The sequence below is a fragment of the Rhodopirellula halodulae genome (genome assembly GCF_020966775.1).
GTDB lineage: Bacteria > Planctomycetota > Planctomycetia > Pirellulales > Pirellulaceae > Rhodopirellula > Rhodopirellula halodulae.
In genome coordinates this window covers 679128-693456 of record NZ_JAJKFV010000002.1, presented here as the reverse complement: position 1 = coordinate 693456, position 14329 = coordinate 679128, and the positions used below count along the sequence as shown (strand labels likewise).

The following is a 14329-nucleotide window of genomic DNA, read 5'->3' as shown; positions in this document are numbered from 1 at the left end:
GGAAAACGCAAACTAGAAGCTGCCACCACTGAGTGGGATAGAACGATGCACGAAAACACAACCGCGTCCTCAAGTGTTCAGAACTTGATCGAGCGGATCCGCGATCAAGGCGTCCAAGCGGCGGAAACCGAAGCCGATCGGTTGTTGCGCAAAGCACGCCAGGAGGCCGCGGAGATTGTTGCTGCCGCCAAGGCCGAAGCGGAAGCCGAACGAAGCAAAGCCAAATCTGAAATCGAGGCCCACCGAACCGCGTCACTCGATGCTTTGCAATTGGCAGCTCGCGACACCGTGCTGGACCTCAAAGCACGCGTCGTCGAACGGTTCGAACAATTCGTCAAGCGATTGGTCGTTTCTGCCACGCATGACGAACAATTGGTTCGCAATCTTGTGCTGGTTTTAGCCGGAGGCGCTGCTGAAGAGTATATCCAAGACAAACAAATCGAAATCCGAATTTCGCAAGCGTTATTGGGCGAGGCCACCCTCAAAGAAGAAGGCAAACATGCGATTCTTGCGTTGTCCAGCGACATGCTTCGCGAAGGAATCGAGCTGATTCCGTCACACGAAGTCGAAGGCGGTGTTCGCGTCCAACTGGTGCAAGATCAATTGGAAATCGATTTGTCCGACCGCGCTGTCGCACGGCTGATTTCGGAGCGAATGGTCCCTCGTTTCAAAACGATTCTGGAGGGTGCGGAGACAAAGTGATGTACTACGACTTGATCTGTAGTTTGCCGCATCTACCAGATTTCGAGAAAGCCAAATGGTTGCCGATCTCACCATTGCGGTTGCGGCAACGATTGAATCGGCTGAGCCCATCGCACGCCGAGCAATTGGATCATGCTCGGTCGTTGATCGGCTGGCGTGAGCAGCGACTGTTGGGTGACCAGGATCGGATTGCCACGTTGCCGGGACTCATCGATGAGAAACTCGACACACCCCTGCATGACTACATCGAATTTCGTATGACTCAAAAGTCGCTGCTGGCTGCGCTGCGGTGGAAGCACGATGGGCAGGACCTCTCCGACGAGCCACATCGGTGGGGAATCGGCCCGCGCGCGCATTACATTCGCAAACACTGGGAACTTCCGTGCTTCGGTTTGGAACATGTGTTCCCATGGCTGCCGATGGTCTCCGAGCGATTGTGGTCCGGTGACGCGATCGGATTGGAACGGATGTTGGTTCGTTTGAATTGGCAGTGGCTGACGCGGTGCGCCGAACAATCCATGTTCGGGTTTCAAGCGGTGATGGCATATGTCTTCAAGTGTGACATGCTCCAAGCATGGCTTGCATGTGATCCATCGCGAGCCAAAGCTCGCTTCACTGAACTCATCGACAAGGTGACCCATGTCGCAAATGCATAGCGGAAACAGGGAGTCCAAGACGGCAACGGTCGTTCAAGTCCGCGAAAGTCTGGTGCTGGTTCAGATCGACGAACAAGCGTCTGTGAAAAAGAACGAGGTGGGCTACATCTGCGTCGGCGAAGAACGGCTGAAAGCAGAAGTGCTGCGAATTCGTGGACGCACAGCAGACATGCAGGTCTTTGAAGACACGTCGGGGGTCCGTGTCGGTGACCGTGTTGAGATGACCGATGAAATGTTGTCCGCCACCTTGGGCCCTGGCTTGCTGGGGCGTGTCTTTGATGGCCTTCAGAATCCACTTCACGATTTGGCGGAACAACATGGTTTCTTCTTGCCACGAGGCGTGTCAGCTCCACAGCTGAATCTAGAGCAAACCTGGAAGTTCACCCCGGCCGTCTCCGTTGGTTCGCGTGTCCCGCCTGGTGGAGTGCTGGGGACGGTCCCCGAAGGCCCCTTCACTCATAAGATCCTCGTCCCCTTCGGAGAGAAAGAACCGGTCACAGTCACCTGGATCGGTGAGGGAGAATGGACGCTGCAGGACCCAGTTGTGCGGTTTAAATCCGGTGGCGTCGAACGCGAGATCACCATGGTTCAGCGTTGGCCCGTTCGCCGTCCTATCCCCGAGTCCTTGTTGCGTCGACGTTATGCAGAACGTTTGTACGCCCAAGAACCCATCACCACCGGGACGCGAATCATCGACACGTTTTTCCCAATCGCCAACGGTGGGACCGGGTGCATTCCAGGACCGTTCGGCGCTGGCAAAACGGTTTTGCAGAGTACGATCGCCCGGTATTCAAGCGTCGATATCGTGGTGGTGGTGGCCTGCGGCGAACGCGCTGGCGAAGTGGTTGAAACGATCACGATGTACCCCGAGACAAAAGACCCACGCACCGGTGGCACCTTGATGGACCGCACCATCATCATCTGCAACACCTCCTCCATGCCAGTTGCCGCTCGCGAAGCATCGATCTACATGGGTGTCACGCTGGCGGAGTACTACCGCCAAATGGGATTGAATGTCCTGCTGATCGCCGACTCCACTTCGCGTTGGGCCCAAGCCATGCGGGAAACATCCGGCCGGATGGAAGAGATCCCGGGTGAAGAAGCCTTCCCCGCCTACCTCGATTCATCCATCAAAAGTGTCTACGAACGAGCGGGTTTGATTCGCTGTGCGGATGATTCAGAGGGCAGCCTGACGATGATCGGAACGGTTTCACCAGCCGGTGGAAACTTTGAGGAACCTGTCACCCAATCGACGCTCGGCACCGTCAAGGCATTCCTCGGACTTTCTTATGACCGCGCCTACAAACGTTTTTATCCAGCGATCGACCCGCTGATCTCTTGGTCGAGGTACTTGGACCAACTCAAGAGTTGGTTGAGCGAAAACCTTGATCCCAATTGGACACGCGACGTCAAACAGTTGCGGGAACTGCTCGAGCGAGGCGACGCAATCAACCAAATGATGCAGGTCACCGGTGAAGAGGGAATCACGCTGGAAGATTATATCACTTGGCAGAAATCCGTCTTGGTTGACATGGCCTATCTGCAACAAGACGCCTTTGATGAAGTCGATGCCTGCATGCCGCGCCCGCGACAATTGGAGAGTCTGAAGTTGCTTCGAAGCCTTGTTGATCGCGATTACGACTTTGAAACTCGCGATGAGGCTCGTGATTTTTTCACCAAAATCACCGGTCTCTATAAGAACTGGAACTACAGCCCGCAAGATTCAGCAGACTACCAAAACTACAAAGCATCGATCGAAGCAGCGGTGCGTGAACTGGCTCAAACCGCCTCGTGATTCATACCTGGTTCGCGGCTTACCGATTCAAATTGACCGAACCACAACACAGCCTTCCGTTCCCAGGAGCGACTGATGTCGACGACGACCAACGAAGCACAATCTGTCCAATCCGACGTCCACGACCAGACGCTGAGCCAAGAAGAACTCTCCAAGCTAAACGCCTATTGGCGGGCTTCGAATTATCTGTCGGTGGGTCAAATTTACCTACTCGACAATCCATTGTTGAAGGAACCGCTGAAACGAGAACACATCAAACCCAGGTTATTGGGGCACTGGGGGACATCGCCAGGTCTGAACATGCTCTGTGTTCATCTCAACCGTGTGATCAAACGAGATGACCTGAACATGATTTATGTGATCGGCCCTGGTCACGGCGGTCCATCACTGGTGGCGCACGCTTACTTGGAAGGAACCTACAGCGAGTTCTATCCCGACATCAGTCAAGACGAAGAGGGAATTCAAAAACTCTTCAAGCAGTTCAGTTTTCCAGGAGGCATTCCTAGCCATGTTTCACCGGAGACGCCCGGTAGCATCCACGAAGGCGGCGAACTTGGGTACGCTCTCAGCCATGCCTATGGAGCCGCCTTCGACAATCCAGATTTGATCGTCTCTTGCGTTGTTGGCGACGGCGAAGCCGAGACTGGGCCATTGGCCACCGGTTGGCACGGCAACAAATTTCTCAATCCGGCCCGCGATGGGGCCGTGCTGCCCATCCTGCATTTGAATGGGTACAAGATCGCCAATCCTTGTTTTCTGGCGAGGATCCCCAAGCAAGAACTGACAAGTCTGTTCGAAGGAATGGGTTACAAACCGTACTTCGTCGAAGGAACGGACCCGGAGGTCGTTCACAAGAAACTGGCGTCCGTCATGGATACCGTGATCGCTGAGATCAAGCAGATCTGGAAAGACGCACGTTCCGGAGATTCGGTGAAACGACCGGCTTGGCCCATGATCATCTTCCGCACACCCAAAGGATGGACTTGCCCAGAAGAAATTGATGGCAAGAAGTGCGAAGGCTATTGGCGAAGTCACCAAGTGCCGATGAGCGACATGGACAACGAAGAGCACATCCGAATCCTCGAGCATTGGATGAAAAGCTATCGTCCGGAGGAACTGTTTGACGACGACGGAACGTTGATCCCCGAACTTGCCGAATTGGCTCCCCAGGGACAACGTCGAATGAGTGACAACCCGCACGCCAACGGCGGGCTGCTCATGCGTGACCTGAAATTGCCCGACTACTGCGACTATGAAGTGGCGGTCCCGCGCCCAGGAGCAACGATTGCCGAGTCCGCAAGGGTGATGGGCACGTACCTGCGAGATGTCATGCGGAAGAACCTGAGCAGCAACAACTTTCGATTGTTCAGCCCTGACGAGAACAACTCGAATCGTTGGCAAGATGTGCTGGAGGTCACCGATCGTTGCTACATGGCGGACATCTATCCCCAAGATGATCATCTGTCGCCGGATGGCCGCGTGATGGAGGTACTGAGCGAACACCAATGTCAGGGATGGCTCGAAGGTTATCTGCTCACCGGACGCCATGGTTTCTTTTCCTGCTACGAGGCGTTCATCCATATCATCGACTCGATGTTCAACCAACATGCTAAGTGGCTGAAAACTTGCAACCACATTCCTTGGCGTAGACCGATCGCGTCCTTGAACTACTTCCTCAGCTCCCACGTGTGGCGTCAGGACCACAACGGCCTGAGTCATCAGGATCCCGGTTTCATCGATCACGTCGTCAACAAAAAGTCAGAGGTGATTCGTGTTTACCTACCGCCGGACGCAAACTGCCTGCTCTCGGTGACCGAGCATTGCCTGCGTAGTCGCAACTATGTCAACGTCGTGATCGCCGGCAAACAACCCGCACCGCAGTGGTTGACCATGGATCAAGCGATCAAACACTGTTCGGCCGGACTGGGAATCTGGGAATGGGCCAGCAACGACATGGGATCCGAACCCGACGTGGTGATGGCGTGTTGCGGCGACGTGCCAACGCTCGAAACACTGGCCGCGGTTGATCTCTTGCGGACACACTTGCCTGATCTAAAAGTCCGGGTCATCAACATTGTGAACCTGATGAAATTGCAACCTCAAAGCGAGCATCCGCATGGGTTGTCGGACCACGATTTTGATGCCTTGTTCACTAAAGACAAACCGATCATTTTCGCCTTCCACGGTTACCCCTGGTTGATTCACCGGCTCACCTATCGGCGAACCAACCATAAGAACTTACACGTCCGTGGCTACAAAGAAGAAGGGACGACCACCACACCTTTTGACATGGTTGTCATGAACGAATTGGATCGATTCCATCTCTGTGAAGATGTGATCGATCGTCTGCCGCAATTGGGTGCTCGCGCGGCTTACTTCAAACAGAGACTCCACGACAAGCTGATCGACCACAAACGGTATGTCGAAAAATACGGCGATGACATGCCCGAAATCAGTGGCTGGGCATGGGGCGGTTGTTCCAACGTCGGACCGGCAGGCACTTCCACCGAGGGCGACAACGTCTGACACAATCTCCTATCGATTCCTCCGCGTTCCAAATGGACACAACCGGGTCCCACGCATGAGCCACACACCATGAGTGAAACCAAAGATTCAACCGTCAGTTTGGCAGATGAAGACGATGTCAAAGAAGTGCTTTCCGAGGCCGTGCTCGGCCTGTGGGATGTCGTCAACCGTTTGACCCGTTTGCGACCTTCCAAGCGAGATCGATACCGCGTGACGATCTTCGGGTCGGCACGCGTTCAGCCCGGCACGTTTGGCTACGACGAAACCAAACGCTGCGCCGCCGCGCTGGCGGAAATGGGCTGCGACATCATCACAGGAGGAGGCCCCGGGTTGATGCAGGCTGCCAACGAAGGCGCTTCGAGCGATCCAGAACGAGCTCAGTCGATCGGTATCCGCGTTGACCTACCCTTCGAACAAGAAATCAACTCGTTCGTCAATCAAACGTTCGAGCATCGGACGTTCTTCACGCGACTGCATCAGTTCGTGCTGACTTCTGATGCCTTCATCGTGGCTCCCGGGGGAATCGGTACTGTGCTGGAGACGTTGATGATCTGGCAACTCCTGCAAGTCCACCACCTCAACAACACACCGTTGGTCTTGGTTGGCAACATGTGGCCGGGGCTCATCGAATGGGCGAAGACGTCGATGCTCTCGCCCGATTCACCGCTGGCCAGTGAACAAGACATGGAGATCCCTCAATGCGTCTCGAATTCCGATGAAGCCTTGGCCATCATCGAACAACACCGAATAAAGTGGTTGGAGAACTAGAGTGCCTCGAAGACTCAACCTTGACCACGACTTGCAAGCAGACGCTCCATGCCATCCGATCAACAACCTCCTCTTAAAAAGCCAGACGATTGCGTTGCGGCCGCAGGTCGTCAGTTCGGTGAAACGGAAAGCATGAGCGTGACGCCAGGTGACACGGCACCGCTCTCACACGGTCGCCTGCCTGTTCAGAATTGGATTGGAAAGTCACTGGGTAAATACCAAATCACCGCCTTGCTAGGACAAGGCGGCATGGGTGTCGTCTGGCGTGCCCACGATCCATCTTTGGAACGGGACGTGGCGATCAAGATTCTGTCCGACCAAACGGCAAGCAACCCGACCGCCGTGGGTCGCTTTCAATCCGAGGCCAAAGCCGCTGGGAAGCTGAGCCATGCCAACGTCGCCGCGATTCATGAAATTGGGCAAGAGGGACCGACCCACTTTTTGGTCATGGAATTGCTGACCGGCGGAAGCGTCTCGGAAGAAGTGCAAGAGCACGGAGCCTGCACCGCCCTGGAGGCCACTCGGATCATGCTGGACGCCTGTCATGGCGTCGCAGCAGCCCATGCCGAAGGATTGGTCCACCGTGACATCAAACCAGCCAATCTCGTGCGGTCCGGCAATGGTGCCGTCAAAGTAACCGATTTCGGCCTCGCCAAACTCTCGTCAGCAGACTCGGCGGGCCAAATGACGCAAACGGGAACGGTGATCGGCACCCCCTACTTCATGAGCCCCGAGCAGTGCCAAGGACAAGCCGTCGATTCTCGCACCGACATCTATGCACTGGGAGCGACCTATTATTGCCTGCTAACAGGGCGACAGCCCTACGATGAATCAGACAGTGTGGTTCAGGTCATGTTTGCCCACTGCAACAAGAGTATCCCTGACCCTCGCGATCTGGACGCGTCTGTGCCAGTCGCCTGCGCCGCGATTGTCGGTCGGGCGATGGCAAAGGATCCGTCAGATCGGTATCAGACGGTGGAGGAGATGTTGCGAGACTTGCAAGCCGTTGTGGCTGCCCTCTCCGGTGAAGCTCAAATCGAACTGCCCAGTCAGTCGGGGATGAGTCATCCCGCCTTGTTGCGGACGCAGGGACAACGATCGCGTCGCTGGTTTCTGGGGGGAATCGCCGGTATTGGTCTCTTGGTCTTGGTCGGCCTTTCCTTCCAAGGTTTCTTTTCCTCGATTCCGGTTCCGCAAGGCGATCCGATCAAGGTCGGTGTGCTGCAATCTTTAAGCGGAACCATGTCGACAAACGGGACGAGTGTGGTGGATGCCACGCTCATGGCGATCCAAGAAATCAACCAGTCAGGAGGCTTGCTGGGTCGCCAAGTGCAGGCGGTTGTTGCCGATGGTCGATCCAACACGGAAACCTTCGCTCGAGAAGCCGAACGACTGATCGTCGACGAGAAGGTTTGCACGGTCTTTGGATGTTGGACATCCGCGTCACGCAAGACCGTTCGGCCGGTCTTTGAAAAGCACAACCACTTGCTGGTTTATCCGGTTCAGTACGAAGGCATGGAGACGTCACCAAACATCGTCTACATGGGTGCCGCGCCAAACCAGCAAATCATTCCGGCGGTGTCATGGGCCAGGGAGATCCTTCACAAGAAACGGTTCTTCGTCGTGGGCTCGGACTATGTTTTCCCGCGCATGGCGAGCGAGGTCATCAAAGATCAACTCCAGAACACCGATGCGGAACTCATCGGCGAGATGTTTGTGCCCCTGGGCAGCTCTCACTTCGAACCGGTCGTTCGTGCGATTCAAAAATCCCAACCGGACATGATTCTGAACACCATCAACGGCGATTCGAACGTGGCCTTCTTTCGCGAACTTCGAAATGCGGGAATCCAACGAGAGGACATCTCGTGTCTTTCATTCAGCCTTGGCGAGCAGACACTCCGCAGTCTCAATATCGCCGATGTGGAGGGCGACTACGCCGCCTCGACCTATTTCGAATCACTGGACACCGATGCGAATCGAAAGTTCGTCGCAAGGTTCAAAGAAAAACACCCGCACCGAGTGATCTCGGATCCAATGCAGGACGCCTACATCGGAGTCATGTTGTGGGCACAAGCAGTCCGCGAATCGCAAAGCACCGAAACCAAAACGATTCGCCGCGCGATGCTCACTCAGAGAATCGCAGCTCCAGAAGGCGACACCCGCATCGATCCCGAGACTCAGCATTGCTTCAAGACACCACGAGTGGGCCAGATCCGTGGCGATGGACAATTTCAAGTGGTTTGGGACGCCTCCAAACCGGTGCCACCCGAACCGTACCCCGCCAGCCGGACAGCGGAAGACTGGAAGGCATTCTTGCACGATCTCTATGTTGGCTGGGGCAACCAGTGGATGTCTCGCGTGAAGGATGAGTGAGGAACTGAAATGAGCCCCACCGAAAACGCCGGATCAAGTGCGCCCTTGGGGGCCACGATCGTCGCTGGTGGCGTCAACTTCAGCCTCTATTCACGCGCGGCGACAGGAGTTGAGTTGCTGCTGTTTGATCATCAAAACGATGTCGCCCCTGCCCAGGTGGTCCCGCTCGATCCCATTCGCAACCGGACCTATCACTACTGGCATACGTTTGTTCCTGGACTGAGGCCCGGTCAATTGTATGGTTACCGAGTGGATGGGCCACGCCGGCCTGAGCGGGGCTTTCGTTTCGACGCCAACAAGGTTTTGCTCGACCCCTATGGCCGTGGCGTGAGTGTGCCCGACGGGTACAGCCGTGATGCAGCCTCCATGCCAGGCGACAACACAGCGACATCCATGAAAAGTGTTGTGATCGATCCGTCCGCCTATGACTGGGAAGATGATCAGTCTCCCAATCGCCCGGCGTCGCAGACGATCGTTTACGAGATGCACGTGCGTGGCTTCACCCGCCATCCTAGTTCCAAGCTGGATTCATCGAAGCGGGGCACGTATGCAGGACTAATCGAAAAAATCCCCTATCTGCAGCAACTCGGCATCACTGCGATCGAGTTGCTTCCTGTCTTTCAGTTCGATGTCCAGGACGCGCCAAAAGGGAAGATCAACTACTGGGGTTACGCACCGATTTCATTCTTCGCGCCGCACACGAACTACAGTTCATGCCAGAATCCACTTGGCGCAGTCAACGAATTTCGCGACATGGTCAAGGCGCTGCACCGCGCCGGAATCGAAGTCATTCTGGATGTGGTGTTCAACCACACCGCCGAAGGAAACGAAGACGGACCAACACTCTGTTTTCGTGGCATTGATAACCCGACCTACTACATGCTCGAAGATCGTGGGCAGCGCTACGCAAATTACTCTGGGTGCGGCAATACACTCAACACGAACCATCCGATCGTTCGCCGGTTGATCGTCGACAGTCTTCGCTACTGGGTCGAAGAAATGCATGTGGACGGGTTTCGGTTTGACTTGGCATCGATCTTATCGCGAGATGGCTCGGGCAAACCACAGCCCAATCCACCGGTGCTGTGGGACATTGAATCCGATCCCGTTCTAGCGGGAACCAAATTGATCGCTGAGGCTTGGGACGCCGCCGGGCTGTATCAGGTTGGCAGCTTTGTTGGCGACGCATGGCGAGAATGGAATGGACGATTCCGCGATGACGTCCGTGATTTCTTTCGAGGGCAACCGGGGACCGTCCCTCGGATTGCAGATCGAATCGTCGGCAGTCCTCAAATTTACGGGCACAAAGAACGGGAAGTGGAACAAAGCCTCAACTTTGTGACCTGTCACGATGGCTTCACCCTCAACGACCTCGTTTCCTACAACGAGAAACAGAACCAAGACAACGGGGAAGACAACCGAGACGGAGACGATGACAACCGCAGTTGGAACTGTGGTGCAGAAGGCCCAACCGAAGATCCCTTGATCAACAAAATTCGCGACCGCCAAGTCAAGAACTTTCTGGCCACGACACTGCTATCGCTCGGTGTTCCCATGATTCGAATGGGCGACGAAATTCGGCACACACAAAGAGGCAACAACAACGCTTACTGCCAAGACAACGAACTCAGTTGGTTCGACTGGACCAATTTGCAGCGGCACCCGGAATTGCACCGTTTTGTCTCCCTGATTTGCGCACGCCGCAGTCAACGCAACCCGGATCACGAACGCCAACGGTGCAGCGTCAATCAGATGCTGCGAGACGCGAAAAAAACGTGGCACGGGATCCGACTCGATCAACCTGATTGGAGCGATTCATCCCATTGCATTGCGTTCGGTGGCGAATTGCCGAAAGCCAACATGCAGTTCCATTTCATTCTCAGTGCCTATTGGGAACCACTGCAATTTGAGTTGCCCCAATTGTTTGGAAGTCACTGGCGGCGATGGATCGATACCGCCCTGGATTCACCGGAGGACATCACTCCTTGGGACGAGGCTCCCATTGTTGATGGGGATTCATATCACGTGGCAGATCGTTCTGTCGTGATGCTGTACGCAATCAAACATGAAACGACCCACAATTGACCGGCAAAGCCAATCCTTTCCGACTGGTGTTTTTCAACAAGGGTCGACAGGCCACCGAAACCACTTTTCACTCAGAGCAATGTCATGACAAAGCCAGATGCAACTCAAGCAACTCAGTCTGTCGACGACGGTTCACTCGAGCGAACCTCTGGTTCGGGACGCATGGAAGTCAATCGACATCTGATGTTCGATCACTTGGTACTGCCCGAGGAAGGCAGTCCACGTGAGTGTTTCGAAGCGGTGTCACGGGCTCTACGTGATCGACTTGCCCGAAGGTGGATGCACACCCAAAGAACGCAGGACAGAGAAAATCCAAAACGGGTCTACTACCTGTCAATGGAATTTCTGATTGGACGCACCTTGACCAACAACATGATCAATCTGGGTTTGGATTCCACGCTTCACGACGGACACCTGCATCTCGAACATCTGGCTTGGCAAGACATTGTGGAGGCTGAACCTGACGCTGGTTTGGGAAATGGAGGCCTCGGCAGGCTGGCGGCTTGCTTCATTGAGTCGCTAGCGACATTGCAAATTCCGTCCATGGGATACGGACTTCGATACGAATATGGCATTTTTCGTCAATCCATCGAAAACGGTTTTCAAATCGAACAACCCGACCACTGGCTGAGAAACCCTGACCCATGGGAAATCGCTCGTCCGCGTGAAACGGCAATGGTCTCTGTGGGCTGCCAATTCGAATGGCACGATGGAAAACTTCGGGCTGTTCCCGGCGGCTGCACGCATCTCCTGGGCGTTCCCTACGATCGTCCCGTTGTCGGATATGGAGGGCAAACGATCAACACACTGCGATTGTGGGGAGTTGGTACACCGGACTACTTCGACTTTGGAGAATTCAGCTCCGGAGACTTTGTAGGTGCGATCGTTGATCGCGTCGTCGCTGAATCAGTCACCCGAGTTCTTTATCCGGACGATTCGACGAGAGCCGGCCAAGCACTGCGGTTCGTCCAGGAGTATTTCTTGGTCACCTGTTCGCTGGCAGACATTCTCCATCGCTTTCGACGTTCCAACGAGGATTGGGAACAACTTCCCGAGAAAGTCGCCATTCAACTCAATGACACGCATCCCGCGATGGCCGTCGCGGAACTGATGCGAGTTCTTGTGGACGAGGCAAACCTTGGGTGGGAAAAGGCTTGGGAGCTCACCGTTGGCACGCTGGCTTATACCAATCACACGCTGCTGCCCGAGGCACTTGAAAAATGGCCGGTGCAATTCTTCAAAATGGTCTGCCCGCGTTTGTTGGAGATCACCCTCGAAATCAATCGCCGCTTTCTCGCCGAGGTGGAAACAAGGTTCCCCAACGATCCCATGCGATCGTCACGGATGAGCCTGATCGAAGACGCCGGTGAACCACAGATACGAATGGCAAACCTGGCGATTGTGGGAACGCATAGCACCAATGGGGTTGCGCAAATCCATTCCGATTTATTGCGGACTCGTGTTGTTTCTGACTTTGCAGAAATGTTCCCGCACAGATTCAACAACAAAACCAATGGCGTGACACCACGTCGCTGGCTTTTGTCGGCCAACCCCGATTTGGCAAGCTTGATCACGGAATCCATCGGGGATGCATGGATCGTCGATCTCAGTGAATTGAGACGTTTGGCACCGTTGGCCGAGGACACGGCTTTTCGTCAGGACTTTCTTCGAACCAAACAGAATGCGAAACACCGTTTTTGCACGTGGCTGGAAACGACGACTGGACAACAAGTCAATCCAACATCGATTTTTGATTGTCAGGTCAAACGCATTCACGAATACAAACGCCAATTGCTGAATATCCTTCACGTCGTGGTGCTCTACCAACGATTACGCGAAAATCCTTCTGCGACGTTTCCACCACGAACGTTCTTCTTCGCTGGGAAAGCGGCACCGGCTTATCGGTTGGCAAAGAGGATCATCAAATTGATCAACAATGTTGGCCAGGTCATCAACAACGATCCCGTCTCAGCGGGACGTCTCCAGGTTGTCTTCCTTCCGAACTACAACGTTTCCTTGGCCGAACGATTGATTCCAGCAAGTGATGTCTCGGAACAAATTTCCACTGCCGGATACGAAGCCAGCGGAACCAGCAACATGAAATTCATGATGAATGGTGCGCTGACCATCGGGACGCGCGATGGCGCCACAATTGAAATGGCGCAAGAGGCAGGAGAAGAGAACTTCTTTCTCTTTGGTCTGACCGCAGAACAAGTCGCGGAAAGTCGGCCGTGGTACAGCCCACGATGGCATTACGACAATGAGCCCGAAACCCGAGCAGCACTGGACCTGATTTTCAGCGGCCACTTCAACCGTGATGAGCCGGGAATTTTTGAGCCGATTCGTGAAACGTTGCTCGAACAAGGCGACTTTTACATGCATCTAGCTGACCTCTCTTCGTACGCCGCGACTCATCAGCGACTTGGCGAACTCTACACCGATAAGGACGCATGGGCTCGTGCTGCGATTCTCAATGTCGCCCATTCGGGAAAGTTTTCGAGTGACCGAACCATTGCTGAATACGCATCAGAAATTTGGAACACAGTTCCCTGTCCGATCGCACACGAATTGAAAGAAGGAGCTAACGATGTCAAAGCCCAAGACTGACTCACATTCAAAGAAGATGAAACGCAAGGAGTACCTGAAAGAACTTCGAATATTACAAGCCGAAGTCTGCAAGCTTCAAGAATGGGTCAAGTACAAAGGGCTGCGCGTGATCATCGTCTTTGAAGGTCGCGATGCGGCGGGAAAAGGTGGCACGATTCGAGCGTTGACGGAACGCGTCAGTCCTCGCGTCTTTCGGACGGTTGCACTGCCAGCGCCCTCGGACCGCGAAAAATCGCAGATGTATTTCCAACGTTATATGAATCACTTTCCTGCGGCGGGCGAAGTCGTGATCTTCGATCGAAGCTGGTACAACCGAGCGGGCGTCGAACACGTCATGGGGTTCTGCACACCGGAGCAACATCAGCGATTTCTCGATCTTTGCCCGGAAGTTGAAAAGTACATCACCGAAGGAGGCATCCAACTCATCAAAATTTGGTTGGAGGTCAGCGATGAAGAGCAGAAACGCCGCTTTGCCGCTCGCATCGTTGATCCGCTGCGGCAATGGAAACTCAGTCCGGTGGACCTCCCATCACGGAGTAAGTGGTACGAATACTCACGAGCCCGCGACAAGATGCTCGATGCCACGGACACGAAGAACGCCCCCTGGCACATCCTCCGATCCGACAACAAGCGGCGTGCGAGATTGAATTGCATCTCGCACTTATTGAGCCTGATTCCGTACAAAGAGGTTCCTCGCGAGCCGGTCGAACTGCCAGAACGATCGCCGCATGGCGCCTTCGACGACACAGCATCGCTAGCAAACCGTCAATTTGTCCCCGAACGATTTTGACCCCTGCTCAGCAGCAATCCTTTGGGG

The 14329-nt window shown here is 54.7% G+C and carries 9 protein-coding genes; all 9 read left to right on the top strand.

From position 1 onward, the window contains the following. Positions 1–45: 45 nt before the first annotated feature. The 9 genes from LOC70_RS03480 (at position 46) to ppk2 (ending at position 14302) form a co-directional block, all read left to right on the top strand. The gene (locus LOC70_RS03480; protein ID WP_230251845.1) at positions 46–702 is read left to right on the top strand and encodes a hypothetical protein; all 657 of its coding nucleotides are present in this window, start codon (positions 46–48) and stop codon (positions 700–702) included. Further along, positions 702–1358, top strand: coding sequence for a DUF2764 family protein (locus LOC70_RS03475; RefSeq protein WP_230251844.1), 657 nt, complete (start codon positions 702–704; stop codon positions 1356–1358). Before LOC70_RS03480 ends, LOC70_RS03475 begins: the two co-directional genes overlap by 1 nt. Further along, positions 1342–3153 carry a V-type ATP synthase subunit A gene (locus LOC70_RS03470; RefSeq protein ID WP_230251843.1) on the top strand — a complete coding sequence of 604 codons (1812 nt, stop codon included), beginning with the start codon at positions 1342–1344 and terminating at the stop codon, positions 3151–3153. Before LOC70_RS03475 ends, LOC70_RS03470 begins: the two co-directional genes overlap by 17 nt. Positions 3154–3228: 75 nt before the next feature. Further along, positions 3229–5679: a phosphoketolase family protein gene (locus LOC70_RS03465; protein WP_230251842.1), complete on the top strand. Its 2451-nt coding sequence runs from the start codon at positions 3229–3231 to the stop codon at positions 5677–5679. 69 nt (positions 5680–5748) lie between these two features. Next, the gene (locus LOC70_RS03460; RefSeq protein ID WP_230251841.1) at positions 5749–6447 is read left to right on the top strand and encodes an LOG family protein; all 699 of its coding nucleotides are present in this window, start codon (positions 5749–5751) and stop codon (positions 6445–6447) included. Positions 6448–6495: 48 nt separating this feature from the next. Continuing rightward, a complete protein-coding gene (locus LOC70_RS03455) occupies positions 6496–8820 on the top strand; it encodes a transporter substrate-binding protein (protein ID WP_230251840.1) in 2325 nt (774 codons plus the stop codon). Positions 8821–8829: 9 nt separating this feature from the next. Continuing rightward, the gene (gene glgX / locus LOC70_RS03450) at positions 8830–10905 is read left to right on the top strand and encodes a glycogen debranching protein GlgX (RefSeq protein ID WP_230251838.1); all 2076 of its coding nucleotides are present in this window, start codon (positions 8830–8832) and stop codon (positions 10903–10905) included. Between the two features lie 84 nt (positions 10906–10989). Further along, on the top strand, positions 10990–13512 hold the full coding sequence (locus tag LOC70_RS03445; RefSeq protein ID WP_230251837.1) for a glycogen/starch/alpha-glucan phosphorylase: 2523 nt from the start codon (positions 10990–10992) through the stop codon (positions 13510–13512). Then, complete coding sequence (gene ppk2 / locus LOC70_RS03440) at positions 13493–14302, top strand: polyphosphate kinase 2 (RefSeq protein WP_230251836.1); 810 nt, start codon at positions 13493–13495, stop codon at positions 14300–14302. The genes LOC70_RS03445 and ppk2 overlap by 20 nt, the downstream gene beginning before the upstream one ends. Positions 14303–14329: the final 27 nt, after the last annotated feature.